Genomic DNA, 16,885 nt, shown 5'->3' on the forward strand with positions numbered 1-16,885 from the left:
AAAAAAACCCCCCGCCGCGGCGGGGTCAGTGAGCAGTCGCGGGCCAGTTAGCGACGGGCGCGGACAATCTGGTATTTGCGCGTCAGGTATTCGACCGGCGCGCTCCAGATATGAACCAGACGGGAGAACGGGAACAGCAGGAACAGGGTCATGCCCAGCACCAGGTGAACGCGGAAAATAAACGCCACGCCATCCAGATGCTGTGACGCGCCGCCGTGGAACGTCACCACCGACTGCGCCCAGCCGACCAGTTTCATCATTTCACTGCCGTCCATATGCTGAGCGGAGAACGGGATCGTCAGCAGGCCGAGCGCACACTGCACCATCAGCAACGAGAGGATTAGAATATCCGCTCCGGTGGTGGTGGCGCGAACGCGCGGGCTGAGCAGACGACGCTTGAGCAGCAGTAACCCGCCCACCAGGGTCATCACGCCGCAGGCGCCGCCGGCGATCATCGCCATCTTCTGCTTGACGTCGATCGGCAGGAAGGACTCATACATCCAGTGCGGGGTCAGCATGCCGAGGAAGTGGCCGGCGAAAATACCCAGGATGCCGATATGGAACAGGTTCGACGCCAGGTTCATCCCCTTACGGTCCAGCATCTGGCTGGAGGCGGCGCGCCAGGTGTACTGGCCATAGTCATAGCGCAACCAGCTGCCAATCAGGAACACCGAACCCGCAATGTACGGATAAATGTCAAAGAAGAACATATTCAGGAAGTGCATTATTGCTGTCCTCCGTTAGAGATATTCAGATATTGCGGGGCCACGGCTCCGGCAAAACGACGCTGGTGAGCGGAAATTTCCGACTCGCCGCAGCCCTGGTCGGCAAAGAATTTGACCTGTTCTTCTTCCCAGACGGCGTCCAGCGCCTGCGGCGTATCGTCGCGCGCTTCGTCGGCAATCTTCTCCGCCACCTTCTGGCTGTCGACCTGCGTATTGGCCAGCTTCAGCAACAGCTCGAACAGCACCGCATAGCGACTTTCGCGCTGCTGCAGGCGCGCGCTGAGCAGACCGAGGATCGGCGCGACGTCCCGCAGGCCGCCAAGCGCTTCCTCTTCCGGCAGCTGCGCCAGATACTCCAGATATAGCGGCAGATGATCCGGCAGCTCATGGCTATCCAGCAGCAGGCCGTGGCGCTCGTACTGCGCCATGAGATCCACCATCGCCTGCCCGCGATCGCGGGATTCGCCGTGGACATGTTCAAACAGCAGCAGCGAGGTGGCCCGGCCGCGGTCAAACAGTTCGCTATAGGCCGCCTGGGCGTCCAGCGGATCCTGAGCCACTAAATCGCGCAGGAAAACGCCCAGCGCGTGGGCATCCTCTTTGCTGAGTTTCTCTGATGACGCGAGCGCCTCGAACATCTCCTGCTGATGCAGCCATAAGGCAGCGTCAGGATATTCGAGCAGACGCGATACAATCACGAGTTCAATCATGCGTGCGGCTCCGTTTTGCTGGTCACGTCGATGGCGTCGATGCGACGGCTGTTGAACAGGTTGAACTGACTGTCAGAGCCGTGGCAGCCATCGCCAAAGCTAAAGCCGCAGCCGTTTTTCTCCGGAAACGCTTCTCGCGCCTGTTCACGATGGCTGCTCGGCACCACGAAACGATCTTCGTAGTTGGCGATCGCCAGATAGCGATACATTTCCTGGGCCTGCGCTTCGCTCAGCCCCACCTCTTCCAGCGCGCGGGTATCGACGACGCCGTCAACGGTTTCCGCACGCTTATAGTGGCGCATCGCCAGCATTCGTTTCAGCGCCAGCAGTACCGGCTGGGTATCGCCCGCGGTCAGCAGGTTCGCCAGATATTGCACCGGAATACGCAGGCTTTCCACGTCCGGCAGGATCCCGTTGCTACCCAGTTCACCCGCATCGGCGGCGGACTGAATCGGCGACAGCGGCGGCACGTACCAGACCATTGGCAAGGTGCGATATTCCGGGTGCAGCGGCAGGGCCAGCTTCCAGTCCATCGCCATTTTGTAAACCGGCGACTGCTGCGCAGCTTCAATGACCCCCTGCGGTACGCCATCTTTCAGCGCCTGCTCGATCACTTTCGGATCGTTGGGATCGAGGAACACGTCCAGCTGACGCTGATACAGATCTTTCTCGTTCTCGGTGCTGGCGGCGTTTTCAATCGCGTCCGCGTCGTATAGCAGGACGCCGAGATAGCGGATACGGCCCACGCAGGTTTCGGAGCACACCGTCGGCATCCCGGATTCAATACGCGGGTAGCAGAAGATGCATTTCTCGGATTTCCCGCTCTTCCAGTTGAAATAGATCTTCTTGTACGGACAGCCGGTGATACACATCCGCCAGCCGCGGCACTTGTCCTGGTCGATCAGTACGATGCCGTCTTCTTCACGCTTATAGATGGCGCCGCTCGGGCAGGTCGCAACGCAGGCCGGGTTCAGGCAGTGCTCGCACAGGCGCGGCAGATACATCATGAAGGTGTTTTCGAACTGGCCGTACATCGCCTTCTGCATGTTGTCGAAGTTCTGATCTTTGGCGCGTTTTTCAAACTCGCCGCCGAGGATTTCTTCCCAGTTCGGACCGCTGGTGATCTTGTCCATCCGCTGGCCGGTGATCAGCGAGCGCGGACGGGCGATCGGCTGATGTTTGCTCTCCGGCGCGTTATGCAGATTCTGGTAGTCATAATCAAACGGCTCGTAGTAATCATCGATGCCCGGCAGATGCGGGTTGGCGAAGATTTTTCCCAACAGCATCGCGCGATTGCCCATGCGCGGCTGCAGTTTACCGTTGATTTTGCGGATCCAGCCGCCCTTCCATTTTTCCTGGTTTTCCCAGTCGTTCGGGAAACCGACGCCCGGCTTACTTTCCACGTTGTTGAACCAGGCGTATTCCATCCCTTCCCGGCTGGTCCAGACGTTTTTACAGGTCACCGAGCAGGTGTGGCAGCCGATGCACTTATCGAGATTCAGCACCATGCCGACTTGTGAACGAATTTTCATTTTACGCTCTCCTGTACCTGGTCGTTGCCTTCGCCGTCTAACCAGTTAATGTTCTTCATCTTACGTACCACCACAAACTCATCGCGGTTGGAGCCGACGGTGCCGTAGTAGTTAAAGCCATAGGCCAGGTGGCCGTAGCCGCCGATCATGTGGGTCGGTTTCGGCGTAATACGGGTGACGGAGTTATGGATCCCCCCGCGCTGACCGGTGATTTCAGAGCCCGGCAGGTTCACGATACGTTCCTGCGCGTGATACATCATGGTCATCCCGGCTGGAACGCGCTGACTCACCACCGCACGCGCCGTCAGGGCGCCGTTGGCGTTGAACACTTCGATCCAGTCGTTATCTTCGATACCCAGATCTTTCGCATCCGCTTCGCTCATCCAGACAATCGGCCCACCGCGCGACAGGGTCAGCATCAGCAGGTTATCGCTGTAGGTCGAGTGGATACCCCATTTCTGGTGCGGGGTCAGGAAGTTCAGCGCCTTCTCCGGGTTGCCGTTGGACTTCTCGCCCATCACCGCTTTCACCGAACGGGTGTCGATCGGCGGCCGATAGACCAGCAGGCTTTCGCCGAAGTCGCGCATCCACTGGTGATCCTGATACAGCGACTGACGTCCGGTCAGCGTGCGCCACGGGATCAGCTCGTGAACGTTGGTGTAACCGGCGTTATAGGAGACATGCTCATCTTCCAGGCCAGACCAGGTCGGGCTGGAGATAATCTTCCGCGGCTGCGCCTGAATATCGCGGAAGCGGATCTTCTCGTCTTCTTTGTTCAGCGCGAGGTGCGTATGCTCGCGACCGGTGATCTCGCTCAGCGCTTGCCACGCTTTCACCGCCACCTGACCGTTGGTTTCCGGGGCCAGGGTGAGGATCATTTCCGCGGCGTCGATGGCCGTTTCCAGCTTCGGCTGGCCTTTCGCCGGGCCTTCCGCCTTGGTGTAGTTGAGCTTACGCAGCAGATCCATCTCGCTCTGGGTGTTCCAGGCGATGCCTTTCCCGCCGTTGCCGATGGTTTCCAGCAGCGGGCCGATCGAGGTGAAACGCTCGTAGGTCGCCGGGTAATCACGCTCAACCGGAATAATATGCGGCGCGGTTTTCCCGGGGATGAGATCGCATTCGCCTTTTTTCCAGTCTTTGACATCCAGCGGCTGCGCCATTTCCGCGGCGGAGTCATGCTGGATCGGCAGGGTCACCACGTCGGTTTCTTTACCGAGGTGGCCCACGCACACTTCAGAGAATTTCTTCGCGATACCTTTATAGATCTCCCAGTCGCTCTTCGATTCCCAGGCTGGATCAACGGCGGCCGACAGCGGGTGAATAAACGGATGCATATCCGAGGTATTCATGTCGTCTTTTTCGTACCAGGTGGCGGTCGGCAGCACGATGTCGGAGTAGAGACAGGTGCTCGACAGACGGAAATCGAGGGTCACCACCAGATCCAGTTTGCCGTCGAGGCCGTTATCCCGCCATTCGACTTCTTCCGGCTTCACGCCGCCCTGCTTGCCCAGGTCTTTGCCCTGAATGCCGTTCTCGGTGCCCAGCAGGTACTTGAGCATGTATTCATGGCCTTTACCGGAGGAGCCCAGCAGGTTGGAACGCCAGATAAACAGGTTACGCGGGTGGTTTTTGCCATTTTCCGGCTGTTCGGCCGCAAAGCGAATCGAGCCCTCTTTCAGCGACTTCACGGTGTAATCCACCGGGGTCATGCCGGCTTTTTTCGCTTCGTCAGCGATACGGAGCGGGTTGACGCCAAGCTGCGGCGCCGACGGCAGCCAGCCCATCCGCTCTGCGCGCACGTTAAAGTCGATCAGGTGGCCGCTGTAACGGGATTTATCCGCCATCGGCGACAGCAGTTCCTGCGCGGTCACCGTTTCATAGCGCCACTGGCTGGAGTGGTTATAGAAGTACGAGGTACTATTCATGTGACGTGCCGGACGCTGCCAGTCAAGGGCGAACGCCAGCGGCTGCCAGCCGGTCTGCGGACGCAGTTTTTCCTGGCCCACATAGTGCGCCCAACCGCCGCCGCTCTGACCGACGCAGCCGCAGAAGATCAGCATATTGATCAGGCCGCGGTAGTTCATGTCGAGGTGGAACCAGTGGTTGAGGCCCGCCCCGACGATAATCATCGAACGACCGTGAGTTTTATCGGCGTTATCGGCAAATTCACGGGCGGTACGGATGATATGCGCGCGGGAGACGCCGGTGATCTTCTCCGCCCACGCCGGGGTGTAGGCTTTCACTTCATCGTAGCCGGCGGCGCAGTTGTCATCGTTCAGACCGCGCTCCAGGCCGTAGTTAGCCATGGTCAGGTCATACACGGTGGTGACCAGGGCGGTAGAGCCGTCGGCCAGCTGCAGGCGTTTGGCCGGCAGTTTGTGCAGCAGAATGTTTTCCAGATCGACTTTGTTGAAGTGCTCAGAACCTTCGCCGCCGAAGTACGGGAAGCCGACGTTCGCCACTTCATCATGGCTGCCCAGCAGGCTCAGACGTAGCTCAATCTCTTCGCCAGTTTTACCGTCGCGCTGTTCGAGGTTCCATTTGCCTTTGTCGCCCCAGCGGAATCCGAGGGAGCCGTTCGGTACGGTCATGTCGCCCTTCTCGTCAAAGGCGACGGTTTTCCATTCCGGATTGTTCTCCTGACCAAGGGAATCCACGAGGTCGGATGCGCGCAGCGTACGGCCGGCGGCATAATAACCGTCGCGCTCCTCGAGCATCACCAGCATCGGCATGTCGGTATAGCGGCGCACATAGTCGGTGAAATACTGGCTCGGCTTATCGAGGTGGAATTCACGCAGCATCACATGGCCCATCGCCAGCGCCATCGCGGCATCGGTACCCTGCTTCGGCGCCAGCCACAGATCGCAGAGTTTGGCGATTTCGGCGTAGTCCGGAGTGATGGCTACGGTTTTGGTCCCTTTATAGCGGACTTCGGTAAAGAAGTGCGCATCCGGGGTGCGGGTCTGCGGCACGTTGGAGCCCCAGGCGATGATATAGCTGGAGTTATACCAGTCGGCGGATTCCGGCACATCGGTCTGCTCGCCCCAGGTCATCGGCGAAGCCGGCGGCAGGTCGCAGTACCAGTCGTAGAAGCTCAGGCAGGTGCCGCCGATCAGCGACAGATAACGGGCGCCGGACGCGTAGGAGACCATCGACATCGCCGGGATCGGCGAGAAACCAGCCACGCGGTCCGGACCGTAGGTTTTGACGGTATAAACGTTGGAGGCGGCAATCAGCTCATTCACTTCCTGCCAGGAGGAACGTACAAAACCGCCGCGACCGCGGGCCTGTTTGAAGCTTTTAGCTTTGTCGGCGTCTTCGATAATCGACGCCCATGCCTCAACCGGATCGCTATGCTGAACTTTCGCTTCCCGCCACATCTTCATCAGGCGTTTACGCATCAGCGGGTATTTCAGGCGGTTAGCGCTGTACAGATACCAGGAGTAGCTGGCGCCGCGCGGGCAACCGCGTGGTTCGTGGTTCGGCAGGTCCGGGCGGGTGCGCGGATAGTCAGTCTGCTGCGTTTCCCAGGTCACCAGACCGTTTTTGACATAAATCTTCCAGCTGCATGAGCCGGTGCAGTTGACACCGTGAGTGGAACGCACAATTTTGTCATGCTGCCAACGTTGACGGTATCCATCCTCCCAGTCCCGGTTGGTGTTTAGAAGCTGGCCGTGCCCATCGGCAAAGGTTTCACCCTTCTGTTTGAAGTAGCGAAACCGGTCCAGGAATTTACTCATCGGGTTTCTCCTGATATGGAGCCTGACGGCTCTCTGATAAATCGACATTGCTGGATTTGCAGCGAAGGTAACGCTATGAAAGAGGGCGAGAATTGATAGCGATCAATCCGAACTGGCTTGTTACTTCGCAGCAAAACCTCGATTACCACCAAGGTGGTATAAGATGTTATTTTTTAACTTGTTGTTTTTTAATGGTTTTAACCTCAAAAAGCGGCGCCTCACCGGGATTTGTTAACAACGGAGGTATTAAGGGGTAGAGCCATTTCACTGGCAAGCCCACCTGTTCTGGCTCAGCGGTCGATGCGGACAATATTCTCCCATAGTATGTTGTAACTAATTAAGCGTTTAAAAAAGGCGCCTCCGTGGGGAGCGCGCCTTTTTATACGCCAACGTTACCGCGGCCGATTACTGACGCTTACGACCGTATACCGCCCAGGTGATCACCACGCAGGCAATATAGAACACGAGGAACACTTTCATCGCCCCGGCCGGCGAGCCGGGCAGATCCAGCGAGATACCGAACGCTTTCGGAATAAAGAAGCCGCCGATAGCGCCAATGGCGGAGATAAAGCCCAGCGCCGCCGCGGTATCGGTCGCCGCCTCGCGCATCGCCTGCGCTTCGCTGCCGCCCTGGGCCTTCACGCGGTCCATAGTCAGCTTACGGAAGATCACGGAGATCATCTGGAAGGTGGAGGCGCTCCCCAGCCCGGCGGTCAGGAACAGCACCATAAACACCGCGAAGAAGGCGATAAAGTTACCGCCCTGGCCGTTGGTCGGCAGGGTCAGGAACAGCAGCGCGCAGAAGACAGCCATCATCACAAAGTTGACCAGCGTTACGCGGGTCCCACCGAGGCGGTCGGAGATCGCCCCGCCCATCGAACGCGCCAGCGCGCCAATGAACGGGCCGAAGAAGGCGTAATGCAGGATCTGCACATCCGGGAACTGAGTTTTTGACAGCATCGCGAACCCGGCGGAAAAGCCGATAAAGGAGCCGAAGGTCGCGAGATAGAGCAGCGCCATAATCCACAGATGCAGGCGCTTAAGTACCGGCAACTGCTCGCTCAGCGACGCTTTCGAAGCCGACAGGTCGTTCATAAAGAACCACGCCGCCAGAGTGAAAATAATCAGGAAAGGTACCCAGATCCACGCGGCGTTTTCCAGATACAGCATCGAGCCGTCCGGTTGCTCGCTACCGTTACCGCCAAAAACGGCAAAGATAGAGATCGAGACCACCAGCGGCGCGACCAGCTGCATCACGCTGACGCCCATATTGCCAAGTCCGCCGTTAACGCCGAGCGCCCCGCCCTGCTTCGCTTTCGGGAAGAAGAAGCTGATGTTGGCCATACTGGAGGCAAAGTTGGCTCCGGCGAAGCCGCACAGCAGAGAGATAATCACGAAGATGCTAAACGGCGTAGAGGTATCCTGGACCGCGAAGCCCAGCCAGACGCATGGCACAATCATGATCCCGGTGCTGAACGCCGTCCAGCGACGGCCGCCGAACAGCGGCACCATAAAGGCGTAAGGCACGCGTAATAAGGCGCCTGACAGCGCCGGCAGCGCGGTCAGCATAAACAGCTGATCGGTTGTAAACTGAAAGCCTACTTTGTTGAGGTTAACGGCAACCGCGCTGAACAACATCCAAACGCAGAACGCCAGTAACAGACAGGGAACGGAGATCCATAAATTGCGGCTTGCCACACGATGGCCGCGCTGTTGCCAGAATTCAGGATCTTCAGGCCGCCAGTCGGTTATGACCGAGCGGTTAGCCTTCTCCGGGAGGGAAGATTGACTCATAGATACCTCTGATTATTCATATTTCCTGCCGCTACCTTAGGGGTTACCCGGGGCGGTAAGTTGATATAAATCAAAGGAAAAGCGCGAGCTAATTTGTGCAAAAATAAACCATGCCTCCAAGTGAGTAGAGAATGGCGGGGAAAAAAGTGTGGTTTTTCACGCTGCTGCCGGGTTGCGTATAATCCCCCCCCTAACATCGCCTACCACCGACAATTAAGGAGTAACTCTTTGGGGGTATGGGTATACTCCAGGGGATAGTCGAGAATAAGCGCCACTCCCGGAGACATGACCGGTCAGGAGCCACGCATTCCATGTTAAAACGTCTTTTTACCCCGCTGACGCTGGTCAATCAACTGGCGTTAATCGTGCTGCTCGCCACGATTATTGGCGTCGCCGGCATGGCGATCTCCGCGCGCCTGGTGAACGGCGTGCAGGGCAGCGCGCACGCCATTAACAAGGCCGGTTCATTGCGTATGCAAAGCTACCGGCTGCTGGCGGCGATCCCGCTGAATGAAAACGATCAAAAACTGGTGGCGGACATGACCGCCACCGTCTTCAGCCCGGAGCTGCAAAATTCCGCCCGCCGCGACGGCCAGGAAATCCAGCTTAAAGCCCTGCAGCAGTACTGGCAGCTGGCGCTGGCCCCCGGGATGCAGCGCGCAGTCAATCAGGCGGAAGTGGCCCAGGATGTCGCCGACTTTGTCGATCGTATCGACCAGTTGGTCACCGCATTCGACCACACCACCGAGCAGCGTATCGAACGGGTGGTCTGGATCCATCGCATCCTCGCCATTGGTATGGCGCTGCTGCTGATCTTCACTATCATCTGGCTACGCGCCCGCCTGCTGCGGCCGTGGAAACAGCTGCTGAGCATGGCGCGCGCGGTGAGCCAGCGTGATTTCACCCAGCGGGCGCACATCAGCGGCCGCAACGAAATGGCGACCCTGGGCATGGCGCTGAATAACATGTCGGAAGAGCTGGCGGAAAGCTATGCCGTGCTCGAGCGGCGGGTGCAGGAGAAGACTGCCGGACTGGAGCAGAAGAACGAGATCCTCGCTTTCTTATGGCAGGCCAACCGCCGGCTGCACTCCAGCGCGCCGCTCTGCGAACGTATTTCGCCGGTACTGAATGGCCTGCAGGGTCTGACGCTGCTGCGCGATATCGAGGTACGGGTTTACGACCTGGAAGACGAAGATAATCACCAGGAGTTTACCTGCCACTCGGATGATGACTGTGATGATAAAGGCTGCTACCTCTGTCCACGCAATCTGCCGCCGCTGCCGGATGGCGGAACAACGCTGAAGTGGCGGCTGTCAGATGCGCATAGTCAGTACGGCATCCTGCTGGCGACGTTGCCGGTTGGCCGCCATCTCAGCCACGATCAGCAGCAGCTGGTGGATACCCTGGTGGAACAGCTGACCAGCACCCTGGCGCTGGACCGCCATCAGGAGAAGCAGCAGCAGCTGATCGTCATGGAAGAACGGGCCACTATCGCCCGCGAGCTGCACGACTCCATCGCCCAGTCGCTATCCTGTATGAAGATGCAGGTTAGCTGTCTGCAGATGCAAGGCGACGCCTTGCCGACGGAAAGCCGCCAGCTGCTGGGGCAGATCCGTAACGAACTGAATACCTCGTGGGCCCAGCTGCGGGAGCTGTTAACCACCTTCCGCCTGCAGTTGACCGAGCCGGGGCTGCGCCCGGCGCTGGAGGCCAGCTGTCAGGAGTACAGCGCCCACTTCGGCTTTACGGTGCAGCTTGATTACCAGCTCCCGCCGCGCTTTGTGCCCTCGCATCAGGCGATCCACCTGCTGCAGATCGCTCGCGAAGCGTTGAGCAACGCTCTGAAGCATGCCAGCGCAACCGAAGTAACCGTGACGGTGTCACAACGCGATAATCAGGTTCGTCTGGTGGTAGCGGATAACGGCCGCGGCGTACCGGACCACGCCGAACGGAGTAACCATTACGGTTTAATTATTATGCGGGATCGCGCCCAGAGCTTGCGCGGTGACTGTCAGGTACGACGCCGGGAAACCGGTGGAACCGAAGTGATCGTCACGTTTATCCCGGAAAAAACGTTTTCCATCCAATAAGGAGACCCTCATGAGTCAACAGGAACGGGCAACTATCCTTCTCATTGACGACCATCCGATGCTGCGCACCGGCGTGAAACAGTTGATCAGCATGGCGCCGGACATCCAGGTGATTGGCGAGGCCAGCAATGGCGCGCAAGGTATCGAGCTGGCCGAGTCGCTGGATCCTGACCTGATCCTGCTGGACCTTAATATGCCGGGCATGAACGGTCTGGAGACGCTGGATAAGCTGCGTGAGAAATCCCTTTCTGGCCGGGTAGTGGTCTTCAGCGTCTCCAACCATGAAGAGGACGTTGTCACCGCCCTGAAGCGCGGCGCCGATGGCTATTTGTTGAAGGACATGGAACCGGAAGATCTGCTGAAAGCGCTGCAGCAGGCGGCCGCCGGAGAGATGGTATTAAGCGAAGCATTAACGCCGGTGCTGGCCGCCAGCCTGCGCGCCAACCGCGCCACCTCCGATCGGGACATCAGCCAGCTGACCCCGCGCGAGCGCGACATTCTCAAGCTGATAGCCCAGGGACTGCCGAACAAAATGATCGCCCGTCGCCTGGATATCACCGAAAGCACCGTCAAAGTACACGTAAAGCACATGCTGAAGAAAATGAAGCTCAAATCCCGCGTGGAAGCGGCGGTATGGGTCCACCAGGAGCGAATCTTCTAAGGCGAGTCCGTCCAGGAGACGCCTGGCGTGGTAAACTTGACCAGCGGCTCGGTCAGCGCCAGGGCGATCTCATTGGAGGAGACGCGCTGCCCCTGTTTATCCTCCACCACCACCGACAGGCGCCAGCGGTTCGCGGCGCCCGGTTCACTGTTCCACACCGGCATAATGATGCTCCAGCCATCGGGGCTGCTGGCATCTACCGGCGGCGTCAGGCTGAGGGCCTGGGTGTCTCCCTGCCAGTGCAGCGCCTTGATGCCATGCAGACTATGGATCTGCAGCTTCAACTGCACCGTCTCCCCGGACTGCAGATCCCAGGGCGGCGTGGCCAGATAGACCGTCAGATTTTTGCGCTGACGATACTCCACCACCGGCAGATTATCCCGCTCCGGACTATCGAAGCGGCTCCCGCGCAGCGAGTTGCTGATCGCCACCTCGTCTGCCGCAAGCTGCTGCTTAAGGGGTACGCCAAAGCGGTAGTTTAGCTTCAGGCCCACATTGTTCTGGCTGACGCCATTTTCCCCCTGCTTATGCTTAGCGGTCACCGTGACCAGCGGGACCGGGGTGTAATTGAGCCCAACGGAGACGGCCACCGGATTATGGTAGCCGGTGCCGGAGTGAAACAGATCGACGCTATCGCCGAAATACTGTTCGACGCTGACGCTGGTGTTGATGTGCTGGTAGAACGGCAGCCGCGCCTGGGCGGTGACGTCATACCCTGCGGCCATCCGCTGCTCCTGAGTCTGATTATCGCGTAGCTGCCAGTCGCCCAGCGGATGGTAATAGTTTGCCGACAGGCGGAGATATTCTCCCCACGCTTCGGCGCCAACGCTGCCGCGCGCCAGGCTTTCGCTCAGCACTTTATCGTAAAACGAGTTATAGCCCAGCAGCCAACCGCCGACCCGCCAACGCTGGCCAAGCCCGATGTTGCCCACCAGATCGTGCTCGCGCCGGGTCACCGAGTACTGGTTCCACGTCAGATAACGGTCGTTATCCTGCAACGGCACGAACCAGCTCCCTTTACTGCCGGTGAATTTCCCCTCTTTATCGACCAGCAGGTCGACATTGGCGTTGCCCCACGGCGAGAGCCAACTCTCCAGTTGATGACTCACTTCATTGCCGATTTTACTGATGGCAAACAGCTGCGCCTGTTCACCCGCCGTCAGACCATTGTCGCTCATGCTGGCCTCGCCAAACTTCTTCGCCACTTCGGCAAAGTGCCGGGCGTCGTCATCAACCTGGGGAGCAATCCCCATATCGGGCAGCGGATCTTGCGCTTGCGCAGGGCGGGTGGTGTCGCTGGCGGTCAGCGCCCAGACGGGAACGCCCGGCAACAGCAGGAGAAAGGTCAACGTTGGCAACAAACGGAACGACACAGGCATTAACAGAGTTTGCGCAAGCTCACAAAAATGGATAGAAGTGTTAGTTTATCGTTTTTTCCCTGCTCCCGCAGCCCTGTGGGCAATTCCAGGAATAAGCTGAAACCGGTTGGGTAAGGTGCCTCCCAACCGGAGGCGTCGCTGCGCGCCACCGTTACGCCCGGGTTCGTTGCGCCGCCAGCAGCGCGTTGAGCTCCGGCACGCAAGAGCCGCAGTTGGTCCCGCATTTCAGCTTCCCACCCAGCGCCCCGACGCTGGCGCAGCCGCTGGCGATGGCCTCGTTAATTGACCATTCCCCCACCCCAAAGCAGCTGCAGACGATCCGCCCCCGCGGCGCGACGGCGGCGCCCGGTCGGCCGCTAAGCAAGGCATGTCGTTGGACAGCATCGGACGGCGGCGCGGCAAAGGCAGCGCTTATCCATGCGCAATCCACCGCCGGCTCGCGCGCATCGCTCCACCAGCCGAGCATCAGCCTTCCCTGATGCCAGGCCAGCAGGTTCCACACCGCGCCGCCGTCAGCCACCTGTAACTGCCAGCCGCGCCGGGCGCACCACGCGCTGAGCCACTGTCGGGCAGATGCCTCCCCGGCCAGCGAGTAGTGCAGCACGCCTGGCGCCGCCCGCCGCCGCCAATGCCAGGCCGCAGGAAATGGTAGCGGTTCGCGGCAAAAAAGCTCGCTGTGCCAGGCCGGTTGCCAGGCGGCGATCGCCACCGCCGCCTGTTTACTTTCCGGCTGGCCGGAATACGGGTCCGTGACGGCGGCCAGCAGGTTATTCACCCGCCCCTGACGGGCAAACTGGTTGTTCCAGTGCATCGGAACAAACAGCGAGCCGGGGCGCTGCCCTTCGCTGATCGCCACTTTCGCCACCATCACCCCATGACGCGACCAGATCCGCGCCAGCCCGTCAGCGGGAAGCTGATAGCGAACGGCATCCTGCGGCGCCACCTCCACCATTGGCTCCGCGATATGCTGCATCAGCCGCGGCACCGCGCCGGTACGGGTCATGGTGTGCCACTGATCGCGGATCCGCCCGCTGTTGAGGATCAGCGGATAAAAGGCATCGGTTGTCGCCCGGGTCGGTTGAGGCGTCACCGGCACCATCCGCAGCCTGCCATCGCCATGCCAGCCGCGCGTGATATCCCAGGCGGCCTCGCTGCGGCTGACCGGCCAGCGCACCGGCGGCATGGCGTCCCACGCCTCACGGCTGAGATCAGCCAGCGCGCCGATATCAAACGCCCGCTGGCCGTCGTTTTCGAAACCGGACAGCGCCGCATGCTCGCGGAAGACGTCATGCGGATGCTGCCAGGCAAACGCCTCGCGATACCCCAGAGCCTGGCCCACTCTGGCGATGATCCACCAGTCCGCTTTCGCCTCCCCCGGCGGCGGCAGAAAGCTGCGCTGACGGGAGATCCGCCGCTCCGAGTTGGTGACCGTGCCATTCTTCTCGCCCCAGGCCAGCGCCGGAAAGCGGATGTGGGCGAAACGTCCGGTATCGGTCTGGGCGGCGACATCCGAGACGATCACCAGCGGACAGGCGGCCAGCGCCTGGCTCACCGCGTGGCTGTCAGGGAGCGACACCACCGGGTTGGTACCCATGATCCAGACCGCTTTGACCTCGCCGCGGCCAATGGCGGCAAACAGCTCCACGGCGGTCAGCCCGGGGGTCTGCGCCAGCCGTTCCGTCCCCCAGAAGCGGGCCAGCCGCTGCAGATCGTCTGGCACAAAATCCATGTGCGCCGCCAGCATCGTCGCCAGCCCGCCGACTTCGCGGCCGCCCATGGCGTTGGGTTGACCGGTCAGCGAAAAGGGGCCGCAGCCGCGGCGGCCATACTTCCCGCTGGCCAGATGGACGTTGATGATGGCGTTACATTTGTCGCTGCCGCTGGCGGATTGATTGATTCCCATGGTGTAGAGGGTGATCGCCCGCGGGGCGGCGATGAACTCGCGATAGAATCCCGCCACCTCATCGGCAGGCAGACCGCAAAAGGCCGCCACCCTCGCCACGTCCCAGCCGCGGGCGGCGGCCAGCGCCTGCGGGCCGTCGCGAAAGCCATCGACGCAGGCTCCTGCCTCAGCCAGGGCGTTAAGCAGCCCCGCAAACAACCCGCCGTCGCTTCCCGGGGCCAGCGCCAGATGGCGGTCGGCGATCTCGCAGGTAGCGGTGCGTCGGGGGTCGATCGCCACGATCCGCAATCGGGGATTATCCCGCTTCGCCTGCGCCAGCCGCTGGAACAGCACCGGATGCGCCCAGGCGGCGTTCGAGCCGACCAGCACCACCAGATCGCTGTTTTCCACATCATCGTAGCTGCAGGGCACCACGTCGGCGCCAAAGGCCCGCTTGTAGCCAGTGACCGCTGACGACATGCACAGCCGTGAATTGGTATCGATGTTCGCCGCGCCGATAAACCCTTTCATCAGCTTATTGGCGGCATAGTAATCCTCGGTTAACAGCTGGCCGGAGGCGTAAAAGGCCACCGCTTGCGGTCCGTGCTGGTCGATGATCTGTCGCAGGCGCGCAGCGGTTTCCGCCAGCGCCTGAGGCCAGGCTACCTGCTGGCCGTCGACCTCCGGCGTCAGCAGCCGCCCCGCCAGGCCCGTGGTCTCCCCTAAGGCGGCCCCTTTGACGCACAGACGGCCGAGGTTCGCCGGGTGCTGATCGTCGCCGCGCACGCTCACCTGCCCCGCGTCGTCCACGCTCGCCAACACCCCGCAGCCTACGCCGCAGTAGGGGCAGGTCGTTCGGATGGTCTTCATCAGGAGGCCTCCGCGCGGGCCAGCAGCTGCTGGTTGCCCACCCACACTTTGCCGTTTTCTACTTTCACCGGCCAGGCGCGTACCGCCTGTTCGTCGCCGTCGCACGGCCAGCCGTCGCGCAGGCGTATCCGCTGTTTGTACAGCGGGGAGATCACCACCGGCTCGCCGCCGACGTCCCCTAACAGCCCACGCGACAGCACGTTGGCCGCGCTGCCCGGCTCGCGGTTGTCGAGGGCGTAGACCCGCTCGCCGAAGCGGAACAGGGCAATCTGCCGCTCCCCTAAGCGGGCGCCGATCCCCGCCTGCGCCGGAATGGCGTCAAGGTCGCATACCGCCTGCCACGGTCGGGATGGGAGTTCGCCTTCGGGCAACGTCTCAGTCAGCAGCGGCTGCGGCTGACCGCGCAGATCGCGGCGCTGCACAGCCTCGTCGGGCTGGTCGCTATTAACGAAGGAGCGGAACAGCGCCAGACGCTGCGGATCGTTGAGGGTGGTCTGCCACTCGCACTGGTAGCTGTCGACGATCCGGGCCATCTCCTGCTCCAGCTCCTCGCCAATGCCAAGACTATCCTCCAGCACCACCTGCCGCAGATAGGCGACGCCGCCCTCCAGGTTATCCATCCAGGTGCTGGTTCGCTGCAGGCGATCGGCGGTACGGATATAGAACATCAGCAGACGATCGATGCTGCGGATCAGCGTCGCTTCGTCGAGATCACTGGCAAACAGGTCGGCGTGACGCGGTTTCATCCCGCCGTTGCCGCAGACGTACAGATTCCAGCCTTTGTCGGTGGCAATCACCCCGATATCTTTCCCCTGGGCTTCAGCGCATTCGCGGGTGCAGCCGGAGACCGCCATCTTGATTTTGTGCGGGGCGCGTAGCCCTTTGTAGCGATGCTCGAGCCGTACCGCGAGCCCGGTGGAGTCCTGCACGCCGTAGCGACACCAGGTTGAGCCGACGCAGGATTTCACCGTGCGCAGCGACTTGCCGTAGGCGTGGCCGGTTTCAAACCCGGCGTCGGCCAGCTCGCGCCAGATAGCCGGCAGCTGTTCCAGCCGCGCGCCAAACAGGTCGATGCGCTGGCCGCCGGTCACTTTGCTGTAGAGCTGGTAACGTTTGGCGATCTGCCCGATGGCGATCAGTCCGTCCGGCGTCACTTCCCCTGCCGCCATCCGCGGCACCACCGAATAGCTCCCGTCCTTCTGGATATTGGCGAAATAGCGGTCGTTGGTATCCTGCAGCGGCAGGTGCGCCGGCTTCAGCAGGTACTCGTTCCAGCAGGAGGCCAGCACCGAGGCCACCAGCGGTTTGCAGACATCGCAGCCGTGCCCCTGGCCGTAGCGACTAATCAACTGCTCGAAGGTATGGATATGGTTAACCCGTACCAGATGGTAGATCTCCTGGCGCGACCACGGGAAATGTTCGCAGACGTCTTTTTTCACTTCGACGCCCTGCTCCGCCAGCTGATACTCCATCACCTGTTTCACCAGCGCGCTGCCGCCGCC

11 protein-coding genes are annotated in these 16,885 nt (G+C 60.7%); 2 read left to right on the forward strand and 9 right to left on the reverse strand.

The genetic code is table 11. The features are described from left to right. Positions 1-47 precede the first annotated feature (47 nt). From narI to HMPREF9538_RS08180, 6 genes are all read right to left on the reverse strand, one after another. Positions 48-725 carry a respiratory nitrate reductase subunit gamma gene (gene narI, locus HMPREF9538_RS08200; RefSeq protein WP_002910189.1) on the reverse strand — a complete coding sequence of 226 codons (678 nt, stop codon included), beginning with the start codon at positions 723-725 and terminating at the stop codon, positions 48-50. Then, positions 725-1,435 (reverse strand): nitrate reductase molybdenum cofactor assembly chaperone, encoded by a 711-nt coding sequence (narJ, locus tag HMPREF9538_RS08195; RefSeq protein WP_009485725.1) that lies wholly within the window; start codon positions 1,433-1,435, stop codon positions 725-727. Before narJ ends, narI begins: the two co-directional genes overlap by 1 nt. Then, the gene (gene narH / locus HMPREF9538_RS08190) at positions 1,432-2,967 is read right to left on the reverse strand and encodes a nitrate reductase subunit beta (protein ID WP_002910193.1); all 1,536 of its coding nucleotides are present in this window, start codon (positions 2,965-2,967) and stop codon (positions 1,432-1,434) included. The genes narJ and narH overlap by 4 nt, the downstream gene beginning before the upstream one ends. Then, the gene (locus tag HMPREF9538_RS08185) at positions 2,964-6,707 is read right to left on the reverse strand and encodes a nitrate reductase subunit alpha (protein WP_004180382.1); all 3,744 of its coding nucleotides are present in this window, start codon (positions 6,705-6,707) and stop codon (positions 2,964-2,966) included. The genes narH and HMPREF9538_RS08185 overlap by 4 nt, the downstream gene beginning before the upstream one ends. A 166-nt stretch (positions 6,708-6,873) precedes the next feature. After that, positions 6,874-6,987 (reverse strand): hypothetical protein, encoded by a 114-nt coding sequence (locus HMPREF9538_RS32395; protein WP_004218943.1) that lies wholly within the window; start codon positions 6,985-6,987, stop codon positions 6,874-6,876. A 125-nt stretch (positions 6,988-7,112) separates the two neighbouring features. Then, positions 7,113-8,501 carry a NarK family nitrate/nitrite MFS transporter gene (locus HMPREF9538_RS08180; RefSeq protein WP_032457194.1) on the reverse strand — a complete coding sequence of 463 codons (1,389 nt, stop codon included), beginning with the start codon at positions 8,499-8,501 and terminating at the stop codon, positions 7,113-7,115. Positions 8,502-8,812: 311 nt separating this feature from the next. Here HMPREF9538_RS08180 and narX point away from each other — a divergent pair, with 311 nt between their 5' ends. Together narX and narL are read left to right on the forward strand one after the other, a co-directional pair. Next, entirely contained in the window at positions 8,813-10,591 is a 1,779-nt protein-coding gene (gene narX / locus HMPREF9538_RS08175; RefSeq protein ID WP_004175566.1) for a nitrate/nitrite two-component system sensor histidine kinase NarX, read from the forward strand. Positions 10,592-10,601: 10 nt separating this feature from the next. Then, positions 10,602-11,252, forward strand: a complete 651-nt coding sequence (gene narL / locus HMPREF9538_RS08170) for a two-component system response regulator NarL (RefSeq protein ID WP_002910198.1) — start codon at positions 10,602-10,604, stop codon at positions 11,250-11,252. On the opposite strand, the gene HMPREF9538_RS08165 is transcribed toward narL, so the two are convergent. The 3 genes from HMPREF9538_RS08165 to nirD all read right to left on the reverse strand — a co-directional run. Next, entirely contained in the window at positions 11,249-12,631 is a 1,383-nt protein-coding gene (locus HMPREF9538_RS08165) for a YchO/YchP family invasin (protein WP_002910201.1), read from the reverse strand. The genes narL and HMPREF9538_RS08165 overlap by 4 nt on opposite strands. Positions 12,632-12,782: 151 nt before the next feature. Next, positions 12,783-15,383: a nitrate reductase gene (locus tag HMPREF9538_RS08160; protein WP_004175564.1), complete on the reverse strand. Its 2,601-nt coding sequence runs from the start codon at positions 15,381-15,383 to the stop codon at positions 12,783-12,785. Continuing rightward, the coding region (gene nirD / locus HMPREF9538_RS08155) for a nitrite reductase small subunit NirD (RefSeq protein ID WP_009485731.1) at positions 15,383-16,885 on the reverse strand (1,503 nt) is incomplete at its 5' end. The genes HMPREF9538_RS08160 and nirD, both read right to left, overlap by 1 nt.

The sequence above is a fragment of the Klebsiella sp. MS 92-3 genome (assembly GCF_000195655.1).
GTDB lineage: Bacteria > Pseudomonadota > Gammaproteobacteria > Enterobacterales > Enterobacteriaceae > Klebsiella > Klebsiella pneumoniae.

Coding starts and splice junctions, on each gene's coding strand:
- narI (WP_002910189.1), bottom strand. CDS start 725: ATGCACTTCCTGAATATGTTCTTCTTTGACATTTATCCGTACATTGCG.
- narL (WP_002910198.1), top strand. CDS start 10,602: ATGAGTCAACAGGAACGGGCAACTATCCTTCTCATTGACGACCATCCG.
- HMPREF9538_RS08160 (WP_004175564.1), bottom strand. CDS start 15,383: ATGAAGACCATCCGAACGACCTGCCCCTACTGCGGCGTAGGCTGCGGG.
- HMPREF9538_RS08165 (WP_002910201.1), bottom strand. CDS start 12,631: ATGCCTGTGTCGTTCCGTTTGTTGCCAACGTTGACCTTTCTCCTGCTG.
- HMPREF9538_RS08180 (WP_032457194.1), bottom strand. CDS start 8,501: ATGAGTCAATCTTCCCTCCCGGAGAAGGCTAACCGCTCGGTCATAACC.
- narJ (WP_009485725.1), bottom strand. CDS start 1,435: ATGATTGAACTCGTGATTGTATCGCGTCTGCTCGAATATCCTGACGCT.
- narX (WP_004175566.1), top strand. CDS start 8,813: ATGTTAAAACGTCTTTTTACCCCGCTGACGCTGGTCAATCAACTGGCG.
- HMPREF9538_RS08185 (WP_004180382.1), bottom strand. CDS start 6,707: ATGAGTAAATTCCTGGACCGGTTTCGCTACTTCAAACAGAAGGGTGAA.
- narH (WP_002910193.1), bottom strand. CDS start 2,967: ATGAAAATTCGTTCACAAGTCGGCATGGTGCTGAATCTCGATAAGTGC.